At 62.1% G+C, this 16,738-nt stretch carries 16 protein-coding genes and 2 pseudogenes; 9 read left to right on the top strand and 9 right to left on the bottom strand.

What is annotated here, in order from left to right:
- Positions 1-46 precede the first annotated feature (46 nt).
- The 8 genes from mutM to AC0L2R_RS16405 form a co-directional block, all read right to left on the bottom strand.
- Positions 47-955 carry a bifunctional DNA-formamidopyrimidine glycosylase/DNA-(apurinic or apyrimidinic site) lyase gene (gene mutM / locus AC0L2R_RS16440; protein WP_473510205.1) on the bottom strand — a complete coding sequence of 303 codons (909 nt, stop codon included), beginning with the start codon at positions 953-955 and terminating at the stop codon, positions 47-49.
- Positions 948-2,180, bottom strand: a complete 1,233-nt coding sequence (locus AC0L2R_RS16435; RefSeq protein ID WP_473510203.1) for a phosphopentomutase — start codon at positions 2,178-2,180, stop codon at positions 948-950. The genes mutM and AC0L2R_RS16435 overlap by 8 nt, the downstream gene beginning before the upstream one ends.
- Positions 2,181-2,409: 229 nt before the next feature.
- On the bottom strand, positions 2,410-3,030 hold the full coding sequence (locus AC0L2R_RS16430) for a TadE/TadG family type IV pilus assembly protein (RefSeq protein ID WP_473510201.1): 621 nt from the start codon (positions 3,028-3,030) through the stop codon (positions 2,410-2,412).
- 35 nt (positions 3,031-3,065) lie between these two features.
- A complete protein-coding gene (locus tag AC0L2R_RS16425; RefSeq protein WP_023802142.1) occupies positions 3,066-3,623 on the bottom strand; it encodes a TadE/TadG family type IV pilus assembly protein in 558 nt (185 codons plus the stop codon).
- 152 nt (positions 3,624-3,775) lie between these two features.
- Complete coding sequence (locus AC0L2R_RS16420) at positions 3,776-4,198, bottom strand: pilus assembly protein N-terminal domain-containing protein (protein ID WP_473510199.1); 423 nt, start codon at positions 4,196-4,198, stop codon at positions 3,776-3,778.
- A 246-nt stretch (positions 4,199-4,444) separates the two neighbouring features.
- On the bottom strand, positions 4,445-4,804 hold the full coding sequence (locus tag AC0L2R_RS16415) for a DMT family transporter (RefSeq protein WP_091599962.1): 360 nt from the start codon (positions 4,802-4,804) through the stop codon (positions 4,445-4,447).
- Positions 4,805-4,808: 4 nt separating this feature from the next.
- The gene (locus AC0L2R_RS16410) at positions 4,809-5,510 is read right to left on the bottom strand and encodes a class I SAM-dependent methyltransferase (protein ID WP_091599960.1); all 702 of its coding nucleotides are present in this window, start codon (positions 5,508-5,510) and stop codon (positions 4,809-4,811) included.
- A gap of 23 nt (positions 5,511-5,533) precedes the next feature.
- The gene (locus AC0L2R_RS16405; RefSeq protein ID WP_473510198.1) at positions 5,534-6,520 is read right to left on the bottom strand and encodes a glycosyltransferase; all 987 of its coding nucleotides are present in this window, start codon (positions 6,518-6,520) and stop codon (positions 5,534-5,536) included.
- Positions 6,521-6,648: 128 nt separating this feature from the next.
- Here AC0L2R_RS16405 and AC0L2R_RS16400 point away from each other — a divergent pair, with 128 nt between their 5' ends.
- Positions 6,649-8,454 carry a GtrA family protein gene (locus AC0L2R_RS16400; protein WP_473510196.1) on the top strand — a complete coding sequence of 602 codons (1,806 nt, stop codon included), beginning with the start codon at positions 6,649-6,651 and terminating at the stop codon, positions 8,452-8,454.
- 171 nt (positions 8,455-8,625) lie between these two features.
- Here AC0L2R_RS16400 and AC0L2R_RS16395 read toward each other — a convergent pair.
- Positions 8,626-8,881 (bottom strand): annotated as a pseudogene (locus tag AC0L2R_RS16395) (transposase); the annotation flags it as partial.
- Positions 8,882-9,131: 250 nt separating this feature from the next.
- Between AC0L2R_RS16395 and AC0L2R_RS16390 the strand changes: the two are divergent.
- The 8 genes and pseudogenes from AC0L2R_RS16390 to AC0L2R_RS16355 all read left to right on the top strand — a co-directional run.
- Positions 9,132-9,383 (top strand): annotated as a pseudogene (locus AC0L2R_RS16390) (GIY-YIG nuclease family protein); the annotation flags it as partial.
- A 337-nt stretch (positions 9,384-9,720) separates the two neighbouring features.
- A complete protein-coding gene (locus tag AC0L2R_RS16385; protein ID WP_091600306.1) occupies positions 9,721-9,903 on the top strand; it encodes a Flp family type IVb pilin in 183 nt (60 codons plus the stop codon).
- Positions 9,904-10,051: 148 nt separating this feature from the next.
- Positions 10,052-10,570: an A24 family peptidase gene (locus AC0L2R_RS16380; protein WP_473510194.1), complete on the top strand. Its 519-nt coding sequence runs from the start codon at positions 10,052-10,054 to the stop codon at positions 10,568-10,570.
- Positions 10,571-10,780: 210 nt separating this feature from the next.
- Positions 10,781-11,593: a Flp pilus assembly protein CpaB gene (gene cpaB, locus AC0L2R_RS16375; RefSeq protein WP_091600308.1), complete on the top strand. Its 813-nt coding sequence runs from the start codon at positions 10,781-10,783 to the stop codon at positions 11,591-11,593.
- Positions 11,590-13,107: a type II and III secretion system protein family protein gene (locus AC0L2R_RS16370; RefSeq protein ID WP_091600309.1), complete on the top strand. Its 1,518-nt coding sequence runs from the start codon at positions 11,590-11,592 to the stop codon at positions 13,105-13,107. The genes cpaB and AC0L2R_RS16370 overlap by 4 nt, the downstream gene beginning before the upstream one ends.
- A gap of 13 nt (positions 13,108-13,120) precedes the next feature.
- Entirely contained in the window at positions 13,121-13,858 is a 738-nt protein-coding gene (locus AC0L2R_RS16365) for a CpaD family pilus assembly protein (RefSeq protein ID WP_473510192.1), read from the top strand.
- A 49-nt stretch (positions 13,859-13,907) separates the two neighbouring features.
- A complete protein-coding gene (locus AC0L2R_RS16360) occupies positions 13,908-15,191 on the top strand; it encodes a CpaE/TadZ family protein (protein ID WP_208602567.1) in 1,284 nt (427 codons plus the stop codon).
- Between the two features lie 29 nt (positions 15,192-15,220).
- Positions 15,221-16,735, top strand: a complete 1,515-nt coding sequence (locus AC0L2R_RS16355) for a CpaF family protein (RefSeq protein ID WP_473510190.1) — start codon at positions 15,221-15,223, stop codon at positions 16,733-16,735.
- The last annotated feature ends 3 nt before the right edge of the window (positions 16,736-16,738 follow it).

Raw genomic sequence — 16,738 nt, 5'->3', positions numbered from 1 at the left:
TGCATCAGGCATCGTTCACCCTGGCACCTGGCTTACACCCCCTAAGTCACAACTGACAGCTCCGGCAATAGAACGTGGAACGCCCGCTTTGCACGATGCGTTCTACATGGCCGCTGCAGCCGTGCTTGGAGCAGGGCTCGCCCTCGCGATCATAGACCGCGAACGAATGCTGGAAATAGCCCAGGGACCCGTCGGTCTGCACATAGTCGCGCAGCGACGATCCGCCGGCGGCGATCGCATCGGCGATCACCGCGCGGATTGCTTCGGCCAGGGCGTCGCGCTGCTGTTTGGCCTTCTTTCCAGGCTTTGCGATGGTGCCTGCCTCGCGCAACGGCGACAGGCCGGCGCGCCACAACGCCTCCGACACATAGATATTGCCGAGCCCAGCGATCAGCCGCTGGTCGAGAAGTGCTGCCTTTAGCGGCGACTTCCGGCCTTTCAGCAGCGAGGCGAGCAGCTCGCCGTCCAACGCATTGCCTGTCGGCTCGACGCCAAGCCCCGCCAGCATCGGATGCGTGTCAGGCGTCCCTTCCGAAAACAGCATGAAGCCGAAACGGCGCGGATCGTTGAAGGTCACCCGGGACCGGGCGCCTTGGGGGGAGACGATATGGAAGACAACATGGTCGTGCACCGCGCTCTTCGGGCGCTCATGATAAAACGCGCCCGGCATTTCGCTGCTGTCGGGTAGTCCGCTGCCATCGGAGGTTTCGATGCGGAACGAGCCCGACATGCCGAGATGGCAGATCAGCACCGGACCGCCTTCCAGGTGCATCGTCAGGTATTTGGCCCGGCGGCCGAGCGCCGTAATCGTCTTGCCGGTCAGCCTCTCCAGGAATTTTTCGGGAAACGGAAAGCGCAGGTCGGGCCGGCGCGCCTCGACGCGGGCGATGCGGGCGCCTTCCAGAACCGGCTGCAGGCCCCGCCGCACCGTTTCGACCTCAGGCAACTCAGGCATGGCCGCCTATCGCTGTGTAGAAGGAGGTGCCGTGACGGCCGCGTGCCAACCCAAGATGCTCGGCGACGGTTTCACCGATGTCGGCGAACGTCGCTCTCAACCCAATGTCGCCGCCAAAGCCTGGTCCGCTTCCGATCACCGGAATGCGTTCGCGCGTATGATCGGTGCCGTGCCAGGTCGGATCGTTGCCATGGTCGGCCGTGAGGATGAGAAGGTCGCCTTCCCTCAGCCGTGCAAGCGCCTCCGGCAGCCGCCGGTCGAAGGCCTCGAGCGCGGCGGCATAGCCGGCAACGTCGCGCCGATGGCCGAACTCGGTGTCGAAATCGACGAAATTGGCGAAGACGAGGTCGCCGTCGCCCGCGTCATCCATCGCGCCGAGCGCCTTGTCGAACATCGCCATGTTGCCGGCGGCCTTGCGCACTTCCGAAATGCCGCGATGGGCGAAGATGTCGCCGATCTTGCCGACCGCGATGACCCGGCTGCCGCGCGCCGTCAGCCGGTCGAGCAGGGTCGGTTCGGGCGGCGGCACCGAATAGTCCCGGCGGTTGTGCGTCCGTGCGAAGCTGGCGGCGGTTTCGCCAATGAAAGGCCGCGCGATCACCCGTCCGATGTTCAGGGGATCGACCAGCCTGCGCACCACCTTGCAGAATTCGTAGAGCCGCTCCAGGCCGAAGTGAACTTCATGCGCGGCGATCTGCAGGACGGAGTCGACCGAAGTGTAGCAGATCGGCTTGCCGGTGCGGACATGTTCCTCGCCGTACCGCTCGATGATCTCGGTGCCCGGAGCATGGCAATTGCCGAGAATGCCCGGCACCTCTCCTTCGCGAATGATCGCTTCGGTCAGGTCGGCTGGAAAGGCGGGAACCGTGTCCGGGAAATAGCCCCAGTCGAAGCGGACCGGCAAGGCGGCGATTTCCCAATGGCCTGACGGCGTGTCCTTGCCGCTGGAAATCTCCTGCGCCGCGCCGTGGAAGGCGGAGGCAAGCAGGCCGCCGCTGTCGAAGCAGAATCCTGTCGCGGTTTTCGCCGCGTGCGCCAGGCCGAGCGAGAGCATGTTGGGTACGAAAAGCGGGCCTTTGCGCAGCCCCTCGCGATCCGCCCGGCCTTCCGCGCAGGCTCGAGCGATGTGTCCGAACGTGTTGGAACCGGTGTCGCCATAGCGCTCTGCGTCGGCCGCGCCGCCGATGCCGAAGGAATCGAGAACAAAAAGGAAGGCGCGCGCCATTGCAGGGGATCATTATTATCGTTTGTCTGTCCGCCCAGACATAGGCGGCCGCGCCGCCATTGGCAATTCGGAACCAGACGGCTGTGTGCACATCCGGGCGCGATGGTGGAATTGTCGCCGGCATCGGCGTGGATCGACGAAAACGAGAGGGAACTCACATGCGACATGCAAGGCATCCTCAGCCATCGTGCTGTCGGGCCGATAGCAATGGCGATCGGGCGCCGCCGTTTCAGCAGGTGTCGCAGGTAATGGTCGGGCTCCTGCGCGGCCTGAGAAAATAGGTTTCGCCCATCGATATCGAGTTGAAAGCCGAACTGAAGCCAAGCCGCTTTTCACTGTCCGCCGACCAGGTGATGATCGGCTCGTATGCGAGATTGCTTTCGACGCGAACGAGAAACGTGCCCTTGACCCCAAGCTGCGGTGGAACCGTGGTGATGGATTCCTTGGCGGCGCCGGCACTGAAGGCGTCGCCGACCATCTTGCGTGACCAGGCGACCAGCACCCGCGGCGTCGGTTCGTTCGTGACCTCTATTGCGGTGATGATGATTTCCGGGTCCGATCGGTTGTACGGCTGAAGGGTGGAGTTGCCGATCTGCATGATCGCATCGAGTTCGGCTGGCGTGACGGTCTGCTGCTGGGTGACGAGATCCGCCACCATGCTGCCGATGCGACTGACCTTCTTGTTGGTCTCGATGGCTTGCGAGGCTTCCATGGTCAAGAAGTACATCATCAGCAGGACAGGCACGATGAAGGCAAACTCAACCGCCGCGACACCGCGGCGATCACGGCAGAACCGTATGGCTTTCGCGCAGATCCCAGCGGTCCTCATATGTGCCCCCGCACGCCCCATGCTATCGTCCTTTTCCCACGCAGCGGTTTGCATTTTCAGTCGTCGAACGGCTCGTTCTTCCAGGTCATCGATGCGAAATGCAGCGTGTTGCCGTCTTTCAGATTGGCCATCGACTTGGCCATGAAATCGGTCATGACGGGCCATTTGTAAAAAACCCGCAGCATGTTTATCGATTCAGCCAAGCCCGGGGATACCGTAAAAGTCGAGGGGGTCGTGCCGGTCAACGCGATTTCGCCGTCTTGGATATTGAAGCCCGCCTGGGCCGCAGCGGCGAAGCTCGGATACGCGCGCAGATCCACTTCCAATCCCGGGCAGTCCTTGGCGACCATGATCTCCAGCCGGCTGCAAATCATGGACTTCAGCGTCGCCTCGGTCACGTTGGCCTGCCTTATCTGGCCAGTCCGCAGCTGGCGCGCGACATCGTCGGTGATATTGGCCATCACCTCTTGCCCGGCAAATGAAATGCAGCTCTCCAGTATGGCAAAGACGAGGAGCGCAAATGGCACCGCAAGCATCGCGAACTCCAAAGCGGTGCTGCCGCGCCGGTCGCCAAGGAAGCGCGCTGAAAGGCTTGATCGTCCTGCTTTGCTCATGTCCCGTGCCTGCCGATCCCTTAGGGGGTGTCGGGCAACATTAGCGCAAACCCATTGAAGTGCGGTTTTGATGATCGTTAAATTCGAAGGGGAGGTTTTAACAGGCCGATAACCGAAGCGGATTTTTCAGCGAGACGAAACAGTCGGGTCGCTTACTGGCCGGCGCTCATCTCGGCTTCCGAGGTCTTCTCCGCCTCGCTTTTATATGAGCTTTCGCAATACGGCGTGCACGACATGGTCTGTATTTCGGCGCGTCGATAGATGCGCACCGAGGACGCGTCCTGTCGCACGACGGTGATCTGCTCGTCGACGATCGGACGGCCCTCCTGATCGAGGACGACGAGATTGGTGACGCCGAAGCCCTTGCCCGTCAGCACGATCGTCGAAGCATCCTGCACCGAGGCGTCGGCGATCGCCGGATTGCCGACGACGATCGTATCGGCAGCGCGCGACAATTTGACGATCTTCGCCTGGTTCATGGTGACCTCGATGCCGGCGCCGGCCTTAGCCGTCACGACGAAGGCGGTGGCGGCAAGCAGCGCGGCAAACGGAAAGGACGATCTCGGCCCGGTCATTGAAGCGCTCCACGGCGGCAATTTGCTCAACGGAACATGAACGAGATTGGTGAAGCAAGGGTTAAGCGGAGGGGAGCTGTGAAGATGTCGGCTCGGCAGTTTGATCGCCTGGGAGCTGGGATCGCCAGGAGCGGCCCGCCCTCTCCTAGTTCCTCTGCACAGGGAATTAGGTTCTTTGACTGACGGTCGCGCTGCCGGCCGGCCTGCAGCCGCCATGTCTGACGCTGGGGATTAGCTAAAGGGGCATCAACCGTTGACGACGAGCAGTCCGGCGATGATCAGCGCGGCACCGAGCCCGTAGCGCAGGCTGAGTTGTTCGCCGAGCAGCGACCAGGCGAGCAGCGGCACGGCGCAAAAGGTCAGCGCCATGAACGGATAGGCGACCGTCAGCGGAACGGATTTCAGCACATAGATCCAGACGATGGTGCCAAAGCCGTATATGGCGAAGGCGGCGATCAGGTAAGGGTCGGCGAACAGCGCGAGCACACTCGGAACGTCCGTGCCGCCGGCCCGCGCGCTGGTCAGTTTGAACAGCACCTGACCCGCCGAGATCAGCAGAGGCGTCAGCACGAGCCCTGCGAGAACGGGAAACGAATAGACTCCCACGGCTTCAGGCTTCCAGCCGGTCTTCCGAGTAATAGATATCGCGGCCGATATCCACGCACGCATGATTCCGCGGCACCGGATGCACGGCCCGCAGGAAGGAATGCGTGTAGGGGAAGAAGTTGAAATGCGGGTTGAACGAATAGCGGTATTCGCGCTCGCGCGGCACGACGATGATCAGGCGCGTGCGGCAGATGCGGCGCAGTTCGGCGATCGCCTGCCGGTATTCCAGAACGTGTTCGATGACATGCGTGCAGATGACCGTGTCGAAGGCCGCATCTGGAAAGGGCAGATATTCTATACGAGCGGCAACGTAGTCGACGCCGGGGATCGCCGCCGCGTCCGCCACCACGAAGTCGACGCCGGTATAATGGCCGGCGCCATCCCGCGCCTCGCGGATGCGCTTGATCAATACGCCCGTGCCGCAGCCGACATCGCAGACGCTGTCGCCGACCGTGTCGGCGATGATGCGCTCGATGCAGGCTTCGGAATTGTCCGTGCCCTCATGCACGCGCGGATGCTCGCGATAGAGCGTTTCGTATTCATCGGCCGTCAGGAACGGCGCACGCTCACGGAAGGCCGCAAGCCGGGTGATGTGGCCGCCCCAGGCCATACTGGCGACGCCCCGGAACAGGGCGGAGTCCCGCACGATCGGCGGCAGCACATCCTCGAGGACGAAGCGGATGCGGTTTGTGGTTTCTCTATTCATGGGTGCGGCTCCGATGGTGGACGTCAGGCTACGTCGCGGCGGCTGGCGCCGATGATCGCGTCGGCTTTGCCCGCGCCGAAATTCGGAAGGGAGAGATAAAAGATACGCTTCTGTTCCGCCCGGCCGCGCGACACCGAGTCGAGAATGAGCCCGGTCACGGCCATCAGTATCGAGAGCAGCAGCAAGCCGATGGACAGCACCCAGGTCGGCATGCGCGGGACCAGGCCGGTCTCGAAATATTCGACCAACACCGGCGCCATCAGGATCAGGCTGGCAACCAGGAGTACGGCGGCGATGGCTCCGAAGAAACGGAAAGGCTGTGTCTCCTTCATCAGCATCGCGAACATCAGCAGGATTTTGGCGCCATCGCGGACGGTGGACAGTTTCGACGACGACCCTTCCGGCCGGCGGCCATAGTCGAGCAGGATTTCGGCGACCGGCAGTTTGAGCTGCGAGGCGTGGACGGACATTTCCGTCTCGATCTCGAATCCGCCGGAGACGGCCGGAAAGCTCTTCACAAAACGTCGCGTAAAAGCGCGATAGCCGGAGAAGATATCGGTAAAGTCGCGTCCGAAAAGGCGTTTGTAGAGGCTGTTGAAGATGCGGTTTCCGAAGGCATGTCCGGATCGGCCAGCATCCGCGGTCACGCCGCGACGCGTGCCGACCACCATGTCGCAGCGCTCGGTGATCAGCGTGTTGATGAGAAGCGGCGTGTCTTCCGGCGCATAGGTGCCATCGCCATCGGCCATGAGATAGATATCGGCGTCTATATCGGCGAACATGCGCCGTACGACATTGCCTTTTCCTTGCCGCGCTTCGCGGATCACGATGGCGCCGGCGGAGCGCGCCTTGAGCGCGGTGAGATCGCGCGAATTGTTGTCGTAGACGTAGACTGTTGCGGCCGGCAGCGTCTCGCGAAAGCGACGCACGACGTCGCCAATGGTTTGTTCCTCATTGTAGCAAGGAATCAGGATCGCGATTGTCAGGTCGGGACGCGTGCTGTGTGGCATCGTGGAACTCCGGCGGGGTGGAATGGGGCCGCGACCGGTCCGCGTCCGCTCCGCACCTGGAGGTTTACTATTTATTGAAGCCGTTAAGGCTAGGTTTAAGTTGGGACGAATTCACCGGAACCATCGACATGTCCAACGCCACCACGCTCGCTATCGCGCGGCCGTCGCGTCTTGAAGGTTGGAAGGCCGACCTCGCCACGAGCCTGCTCGCGGCGCTGGTGATGGTCGGTGCGCAGGCCGCGACCGGTTTCCCGACATTGTTCGATTCTGGCGGCGATAACGACAGCATGATGCGGCTGGCGCAGATCCGCGACTGGCTGGGCGGACAATCGTGGTTCGACCTCCACCAGTACCGCATGGGGCCGGACGGCGGCTTCGTCATGCACTGGTCGCGCATCGTCGACGTGCCGATTGCGGCGATCGTTTTGGCAGTGGCGGCGCTGACCGGCAGCATGGCCGCGGGCGAGGTGGTTGCCGAGATACTTTGGCCGGCCTTGCTCAGCATCGCGGCGCTGTTTCTCATCGTCCGGGCGGCGCGGTTGCTGGCCGGTCCGCACACAATGCTTCCGGCGCTGGTGATCGGCGCCATAACGCTGAATGCCATGGGCCTGTTTACCGCGCGGGCGCTGGACCATCACAACCTCCAGGTCGTGTTCGCCCTGGCCATGGTGAAGCTGCTGCTGGCGCCCGGATGGCGCAGGGCAGCGGGCAGCGGCGTTTGCGCTGCCCTGATGCTGGCGATCGGCATGGAGACCGCGCCTTATGTCGCGGTGGCAGGCGCTTGCGTGGCGGCGGCGCTGTTGTTTTCACGCAAGGACGGTCCCGGCGATGCGATCGGTTTCGGCCTTGGCTTCGCCGGCGCGGCCGCTCTCGCGCTCGTTGCGACCGTGCCGCCATCGTCATGGTGGATCGCGCAGTGCGACGCCTATTCGGCACGGCTGGCTGTGGTCGCCCTGCTGGGCGGGCTCGGGCTTGCCGCCACTGCCACCGTCACTATTTCGAAGGGGACGCCGGCGCGGCTTGCCGGTCTCCTGATCCTGGCGATCGCCGTCGGCGCCGCCGCGATCCTGATCGCCCCGCAATGCTTGGGCGACCCTTTTGTCGGACTCGATCCAAGGATGCGCGATTTTTGGCTGAATTCTGTGGCCGAGGCGCAACCGCTATGGAACATAGTCGCGTTGCAACCCGAGAATGTCGCCCAGAATTATGCGACGCCGGCCATTGCTGTGGGGATACTTGTCACGGCGACGCTGCGGCACGGCGTGCGACGGCCTGAAGTGATGCTTCTCGGCTTCCTGGTGGCAGCCACCGCCGTCAGCGTCTGGCAGATACGCGGTACGAGTTTCTCGCTGCCGTTCGCCATCATCCCGCTTGCCGCAATGGTGGCGGCCGCGAGGCGCGATGCGCAGGGGCGCACCGCCAAGGCGACGCTCAAAATGGTCTTCGCCTGGCTGATTTCGCTGACGCTGGTATGGAGCGCCGGTTCGCATGCGATCGCCAATGCCATCGCGCCGAGGCAGAACGCTGGCGCCACAACCGCCGGCAAGGGCAAACTGTCCTGTACCGCCGATGCAACTTATGCCTTGCTGGCCCAACAGCCGCTGACCACGGTGCTGACGATCTCGAACCTTGGCGCACCGATGATCGCGACGACGCCTCACCGGGTTCTCGCAGGGCCTTATCACCGCAACAATGCTGGCAATATCGCGGTGCTCGATGCCTTCATGGGAACGCCTGATCAGGCGCATGCAGTCATGCGACGCGAGAAGATCGGACTGCTCGCCTTCTGTCCCGGAAATGACGAGACCGGGTCGCTGGTGGATTGGGCGCCCAACGGCCTGATGGCGGATATCGTCAAGGGGGACGCTCCGTCCTGGCTTGAGCCGATATCGGAGACGCTGGACCAGCCACTCGTCCTCTACCGGGTTCACTGAACCGGCAGCCGCGCGCCAATCGAACGATCATCGATTCGGCAAGTGGTGCCGATACGTTTCATCAATGTTTTGCTGCCACGATCATCCCGTATTTTGCGCGTACACAGGAATTTTGATGCAGCCGTCCTTCGCTCACGGCCCGGACCGCAGCGAAAGCACTGATCTTGCTTGGTCTTCATAGCCGAGCGCCATGGCGAAGATGCGCTGGCCAACCAGTGTCTTCCACTTCATGCTCGATCAAGTCCCCGTTGCGCGCGTCCGTGAAGCAACGGGCAAAGCGGCCGACCAGTCCGATCGCCCGGTCCGTCAGCCCCAGCAGAAGCGCGCCGGCATCCGAAGTGATCGTCCCGCCGTCAAAAACAGCCACAACCGCGCGCCTTTCGACGGGTGCAAAATCAAACTGTTCTGCGCTACACTCTGTTTGCATCGGGGCGCCTCGCGATCAAAGCTAAGCTGTTGTCGCAAAACAATTTTCTCTGATTCGCAGCCCCGATGCACTTCAACTGTGTGAGATATCCGGGTTAGCCACAAGCCACCATGTCTTCGTCATCCTAGGGCGGAGCAAGGAGCGAAGCGACGCAGCGCAGACCCTGGGATCCATGCCGTGACATCAGCCGAAGAATGCAGCGGCCCAGAACGGCACTTGCATCCGCAACGGTCCGAGCTACCCTTTGTCCATGACCGGCTATATGACCGCGAGCCAGAAGCACGATCTTGGCCGCCGTATGCCGGAGCACAAATCCGGCGAAGGCTCGCGCTTCACCAGCCGCTACGGCGTGCAGCGCCTGGTCTGGTACGAGGAACATTTCGACATTCGCGACTCCATCCGGCGCGAGAAGTCGCTGTAGCGCTGGCCGCGCCAGTGGAAGATCGAGCTGATCGAGAAGGCCAATCCAGAATGGTTCGAGCTTTTTCGCGGAACGGGGTGGCGCCGCGTCGCTTCGCTCTGGGATGACGAAGGGGGGATGCATCCGCTAGTCTCAAAGACGGGATTTATCGACGTTCGCTGCCGATCACCGATCGTCAACATCACTGTGTCGAGGAACCAGGTCGCTAAATTGCGCCTTTCGCAGCCTGCCGCGCCTGTCGGGTCCATAGGCGTCACTTAGTCTGCGGTTAACCACGCAATGTCATCGAAGCCGGAAAGGAATCGGTAAGGCTGTTTATTAAGTCGATCGAAAGAGCTTCTCGATAGATTGTCAGCATCCGATCAACCAACAGAGAAGTTGACGGAAGTGCTGTAACACCTGGAGTAGGAGCTCTCGAATGTCTAATCTTATTGCACGTTTTGTGAAAGACGAATCCGGCGCGACCGCTATCGAATACGGTCTAATCGCCGCTCTCATCGCGCTCGCCATCATGGTCGGCGCCGGCCAGCTCGGCACTGCCCTGAACACCAAGTTCAACGTTATCGGAAACGCGGTGACCAACGCCCCCGTCGCCCCCTAACTGCGTTCAGCTGTTTCCAGATAAGGGCCGCCGCACTGGCGGCCCTTATCTAATCGTATCGGACCATTTGAAATTTCGGCCTCACCAATCGTTAGTCGGACATGCCTAGGCTGGGGCCAGGCACAGTTCGACCACAGGCGCCGCGCCCATGCTTGAAGCCCTGATCTTCGTTGTCTTTCCGTTCTGCATGCTTTTTGCCGCGATCTCCGACATGCTGTCGATGACGATCGCCAATCGCGTGCCGGTGCTGCTTGTCGCCGTCTTCGCCCTGGTCGCGCCGCTGACTGGCATGGACTGGGCAAGCTATGGCTGGCATTTTGCCGCCGGCGGCCTGGTCCTCGCCGTGACCTTCGGGCTGTTCGCGCTCGGCGGCATGGGCGGCGGCGACGCCAAGCTGCTGGCCGCCAGCGCCGTCTGGATGGGGCTGAACATCCACCTCGTCGAATACCTCCTGGTTTCGACCGTCATCGGTGGCCTGCTGACGCTCGCCATCCTCGTCTATCGGAAATCGCCGCTTGCGGCCGTCACAAGCCACAATCCGTTTTTACGCCATTTCGCCGACGAGACATCAGGCGTTCCCTATGGCATTGCGCTTGGCATTGGCGGCCTGCTCACCTTTCCGGCTTCCCCGTTGATGGCATGGGCGCTCGCAAGCCTGGCGGCCTGATTCTTCCCGCGTCAGGCCTGCCTTTCACATTCGATTTGGCGTTTAAACAGGCGGCTTTGGCCGCCTTTTTTGCGGTCCGGACCGATGCCTCAAATTTATGTAAACCTTAAATTAATCACGATCGTAAGTATTAAATTAACCTTGTTTTGACGATTGCCGCTGCATGGTCCGGCTTGGCTAGTTTGTTTGCCAAGGACGAGGTTCGGACAGATGCCAGCATCCCGACTGATCATTCTGGGCGTGGCGGTCGCCGCGGCGGGTGGCGCAGGATATGTCGCAAAAAACATGGTGGCGACGCCGCCGCCTCAAATCGTCGATTCCGGCCCCCAGGCGCCGGCAATCGCGCTGCAGGACGTGCTTGTCCTGTCCGGCGACGTTCCGATGGGCAGTCCGCTGGAGAACAACATCAGTTGGCAGTCCTGGCCGGCCGACGGCATCAACGCGAATTTCATAACCCGCGCCGCGGAGCCCGATGCGCTGGAGAAGCTGAAAGGCGGCGTCGCCCGTGTGGCGATGTATGCCGGTGAGCCGTTGCGGCGCTCCAAGCTGATCGGCGAGGGACAGAGCTTCATGTCGTCGATCCTGCCCTCCGGCATGCGGGCCGTCGCCACAGCCGTATCGGCCGACACGTCGGCCGGCGGCTTCATTCTTCCCAATGATTTCGTCGACGTCATCATGACCCGCAGGGCCGATCCGGCAGCCGGCGGCAGCGGCTTTACCACCGAGACCATCCTCAAGAACATTCGCGTCCTGGCGATCGACCAGACCATCCAGGAGGACGAGGAAGGCAAGCGGACCAGGGTCGGCCAGACCGCGACGCTGGAACTGACACCGCAGCAGGCGGAAATCATCACCGTCGCCCAGCAGATGGCGGATCGCCTGACATTGGCGCTGCGGTCGATCACCGACACCCAGGAGAAGAATCTGGGCGAGGCCGACTATCTCGTTTCCGGCAATGGCCGGCGCGGAACAGTGCGCCTGATCAAGTCGGGCGAAGTTTCCGAAGTGGGAGCAAGGCAATGAGGTTAAACGCTCCGGTCACACTGGCTGCGGCTCTCGGCCTGTTCCTGCTTGGAACGAATGCACATGGCCTCATCGAGGCGAATGCGGCAGGCGCCGAGGTGTCGGCTTCGACCGCCACCCAGCGCGTCAAGCTCGGTCTCAATAAATCGGTGGTCATCGACCTGCCGAGCGATGCCTACGATATTCTCGTCGCCAACCCGGCGGTCGCCGATGCGGTGACCCGCACCGCCAGGCGCATCTATCTCTTCGGAAAGGCGGTCGGCGACACCAACATCTTCGTCTTCGGCCCTAATGGCGAACAGATTGTCAGCCTCGACCTGGCGGTCGAACGCGACGTCGCCGGACTGGAAGACTATATCAGGCGCTTCATACCGTCATCGAGCATCACGGTCGAATTGCTGAACGACAACGTCGTCCTGACCGGAACCGTGGACACTCCGCTGGATGCCAAGCGCGCGGAACAGCTGGCCACCATCTTCGTGTCCGGCGGTGAAGCGACCACGGGACAGTATTCGCAGACCGCCTCCGGCGGCTCGGCCGAAGCCGGTGTCGACATCGACAATCCGGATTCCGAGCGTCGCGTCAGCCAGATCGTCAACCTGCTGCAGATCATCGGCGACGACCAGGTGACGCTGAAAGTGACGGTGGCCGAAGTCAGCCGCTCGGTGATGAAGCAGCTCGGCGTCAACCTGATCGGCAGCGGCAGCAGCAATGGCATCAGTTGGAGCGCGTTGAGCGACAATTTCACCGGCCTGGGCAAGTCGCTGTCGAACTCTGGCCTGGCTATCGGCACCTCGACGCTGGACGCCTATATCAACGCCATGGAGCAGTCAGGCGTCATGAAAACCCTGGCCGAGCCGACGTTGACGGCTGTATCCGGCGAGAAGGCGACCTTCAAGGTCGGCGGCGAGTACAATATGGTGACCGGCGTTTCCCAAGCTGTGTCCGACGATAACCAGACCGGTGTGAAGACGTATGACATCGAGAAGCTCGAATACGGCATTGGCCTGGAATTCCAGCCGGTGGTGCTGTCTCCCGGCCGCATCAGCCTGAAGGTCAGGACGTCGGTTTCCGAGCCGACGACCGAGGCATCGGTATCCTTATCCGAGGGTGTAACAAGCCCCGGCACGAACGTCCTGTCGCTCCGTAAACGCTTGGCCGACACCACGGTGGAGCTGCCTTCCGGCGGCTCGATGATGATCGCCGGCCTGGTACGGGATGACATCAGGCAAGCCGTCAACGGCCTGCCTGGGCTGACCAAGATTCCGGTGCTCGGCACGCTGTTCCGCAGCCGGGATTTCGTCCGCAACGAGACCGAGCTGGTCATCATCATTACGCCCTATCTGGTGAAGCCGGTGACGCGCAACGCCCTTGCCAAGCCGGACGACAATTTCAACGCCGCCAGCGATGGCGCTGGCATGTTCCTTGGCCGTGTCAATCGCGTCTACGGCACCATGCAGACCGACAAGCCCAACGGCCGTTACCACGGCGTCGTCGGCTTCATCTACAAGTAAGGGGGAAGCGGACATGTCTCGGTCAGCATTGAAGCCAAGGACAATCATCGCAGCGATGCGGTCCGGCCGGTCGCGGATCAGCCAGCCGGTCGTTCCGCTCCTGGCGGTTGCGGTCGCCGCAATGCTGGCGGGCTGCGCCAACCGGGACAGCATCACGGTCGGCGCTGTTCCGGACGACTATCGCACCAACCATCCGATCGTCATTGCCGAGAAAAACCAGAAGATCGACCTTCCGGTCGGCGCCGGCGATCGCGGCATGACCGGGTCGCAGCGCGACACGCTTCTCGGCTTCCTGGATGGCTATGACAAGAGCGCCGCTCCGACCTTGACGATCTCGATCCCGAGCGGTTCGGCGAACGAGATCGCCGCGACCGCGGCCGGTCGCGATTTCGCCAGGCTTGCGATTGCCAGCGGCATCAGCCGCAGCCGGATCGTCATCACCACCTACCAGTCGGCTTCGCCCGAAGCGTCCGCGCCGATCCGCGTCGCCTATGTCACGGTGAAGGCGCAGACCGGCAGATGCGGACGCTGGCCCGAAGACCTGCTGCAAACCTCGGAAAACAAGCACTATGCCGATTTCGGCTGCTCGTATCAGAACAATCTTGCCGCCCAGATCGCAAACCCTACCGATCTGCTCGGGCCCCGCAAGCAATCCGTTATCGACGCAGAAAATCGCAGCGGGGTGATCGACGTCTACCGCGAGCGAGGCATTTCGGACGAGTTCCTCGGCAATTCGGAAGTCGAGTATTGAGCTTGAGCCGCGCCAGTCACGGGAAGACAAGTCACGGAAAGAAATGACAATGAGCAATCTTGCCTACGACACGGGGTTAGACGGCGGCGAAAGCTCGCAGCAGGATGTCGCCGCCATGCAGGCGCTGCGGCCGATTCCGCGCATCTCGATCCAGGCATTTTGCGAGACCGAGGGCGTTGCTAATCCGATCGAGCGCGCCGGCGAGGATCGCCGCATGGCCAAGGCCCATCTGAAGGTCCATATGGGCGGCATCGCCACCGCCATCGAGTTCTACCAATCGGCGCCGACGCCGAACCTGATCCTGCTGGAATCGCGCAGCGAGCCGAAGCAATTGCTCGAGCAGCTCACGCAGCTCTCCGAATACTGCGATCCGACCTCGAAGGTCGTGGTCATCGGCCACTACAACGATGTCGGGCTCTATCGCGAGCTCATCCGCTCCGGCATTTCCGAATATGTCATCGCGCCGGTATCGATGGCCGATATCGTCAGCGTGATTTCGACGATTTTCGTTGATCCGGAAGCCGAGCCGATCGGCCGCTCGATCGCCTTTATCGGCGCCAAGGGTGGCGTCGGCTCCTCGACCATTGCCCATAATGTGGCCTGGGCGATGTCGTCGCTGTTCAAGTCGGAAGTGGTTGTCGCCGACCTCGACCTGGCTTTCGGAACCGCCAACATCAATTTCGATCAGGATCCGGCGCAAGGCATTGCCGAAGCCGTTTTCTCACCGGAGCGCCTCGACGAGGTCTATCTCGATCGGCTGCTTGCCCAGTGCGCCGAGCACCTGTCGCTGCTTGCAGCGCCTTCAACGCTCGATCGGGTCTACGATTTCGACCCGGAGGCTTTCACCCAGCTTATCGACACGGCGCAGCGCAGCGTGCCGCTGCTGGTGCTCGATGTTCCGCACGTCTGGACGGGCTGGACGAAGAACATACTGGTCAAAGCCGACGAGATCGTGATCACGGCGACGCCGGAGCTGGCCAATCTGCGCAACACCAAGAATCTGGCCGACATGTTCAAGCGGCTTCGCCCGAACGATCCGCCGCCGAAGCTGATCATCAACCAGGCCGGAGTGCCGAAGCGCCCGGAGATTTCGTCGTCCGACTTCGCCGATTCGCTCGGCCTGTCGCCGATGTCGGTCATTGCTTTCGAGCCGCTGCTGTTCGGAAACGCCGCCAACAACGGGCGCATGCTCGGCGAAATGGATGCCAGGAACCCGGTTGTCGGCATTATCAACGAGATTGCGCATGTGCTGACCGGGCGCAGCGAAATCAAGGCAAGAAAGAAAGCGGGCCTCGGCAATCTCCTTGGCAAGCTCTCGCGCGGCAAGAAGTGATGCTTCCGGAGCGGAATTGGTAATCGATCATGTTTGGTAAAAGAGGCAGCGACGACGGCAGCCGGTTCACCCCGGAATTCCGTCAGCCGGCACCTGCGCCTGCCGCGCCGGCGGCAAAACCTGCGGAAACGGCGGTTCTCGCCAAACCCGCACCGCCGCCGTCATCCGGCACGCCTGGCGTGTCTGCCGCGCCGCCCGCACGCCGTGCTGTCGAGGCGCCGCCATTGGCGCCGGAGCCGAAAAAGCTCCAGCGCCAAAAGAGCGAAACCTACTACGACACCAAGAGCCAGGTCTTTGCCGCGCTCATCGACACCATCGACCTGTCGCAGCTCGCCAAGCTCGATCCCGAAAGCGCGCGCGAGGAAATCCGCGACATCGTCAACGACATCATCGCGATCAAGAATTTCGCGATGTCGATCGCCGAGCAGGAAGAACTGCTCGAGGACATCTGCAATGACGTGCTCGGTTACGGGCCACTGGAGCCGTTGCTCGCTCGCGACGACATTGCCGACATCATGGTCAACGGCTCCAAGGACGTCTATATCGAGGTCAACGGCAAGGTCGAGCAGACCGGCATCCGTTTTCGCGATAACCAGCAGCTCCTCAACATCTGTCAGCGCATCGTCAGCCAGGTTGGCCGCCGCGTCGATGAATCGAGCCCGATCTGCGACGCGCGCCTTCCCGACGGCTCCCGCGTCAACGTCATCGCGCCGCCGCTCGCCATCGACGGCGCCGCTCTCACCATCCGCAAGTTCAAGAAGGACAAGCTGACACTCGACCAGTTGGTCAAGTTCGGCGCCATTTCGCCGCCCGGCGCCGAGATTCTCAAGATCATTGGCCGCGTCCGCTGCAACATCGTCATTTCAGGCGGTACCGGTTCGGGCAAGACGACGCTGCTCAATTGCCTGACCAACTATATCGACCGCGATGAGCGCGTCATCACCTGCGAGGACTCGGCCGAGCTGCAACTGCAGCAGCCGCATGTGGTGCGTCTGGAAACCCGCCCGCCCAACCTCGAGGGCGAGGGCGAGGTGACCATGCGTGATCTGGTCAAGAACTGCCTGCGCATGCGGCCCGAGCGCATCATCGTCGGCGAAGTGCGCGGACCTGAAGTGTTCGATCTTCTGCAGGCGATGAACACCGGCCATGACGGCTCGATGGGCACGATCCACTCGAACAGCCCGCGCGAATGCCTGAACCGCATCGAATCGATGATCGCGATGGGCGGTTACACGCTGCCGCAGAAAACCGTGCGTGAAATCGTGGTCGGTTCCGTCGACGTGATCATCCAGGCCGCACGCCTGCGCGACGGATCGCGGCGCATCACCCATATCACCGAGGTGATCGGAATGGAGGGCGACGTCATCATCACGCAGGACATCGTTCTCTACAACATCAAAGGCGAGGACGCGAACGGCAGGCTGCTGGGCGAGCACGTTTCGACAGGCATCGGTCGTCCGCATTTCTGGGAGCGCGCCCGCTACTATGGCGAGGAACAGCGCCTCGCCAATGCGCTCGAGGCGATGGAGAAACGCGCTGACTGATCC

Source organism: Mesorhizobium sp. WSM4820 (assembly GCF_055811075.1).
Note: the sequence above shows the minus strand (reverse complement) of the source record. Positions and strands in the feature narration are given on the sequence as shown.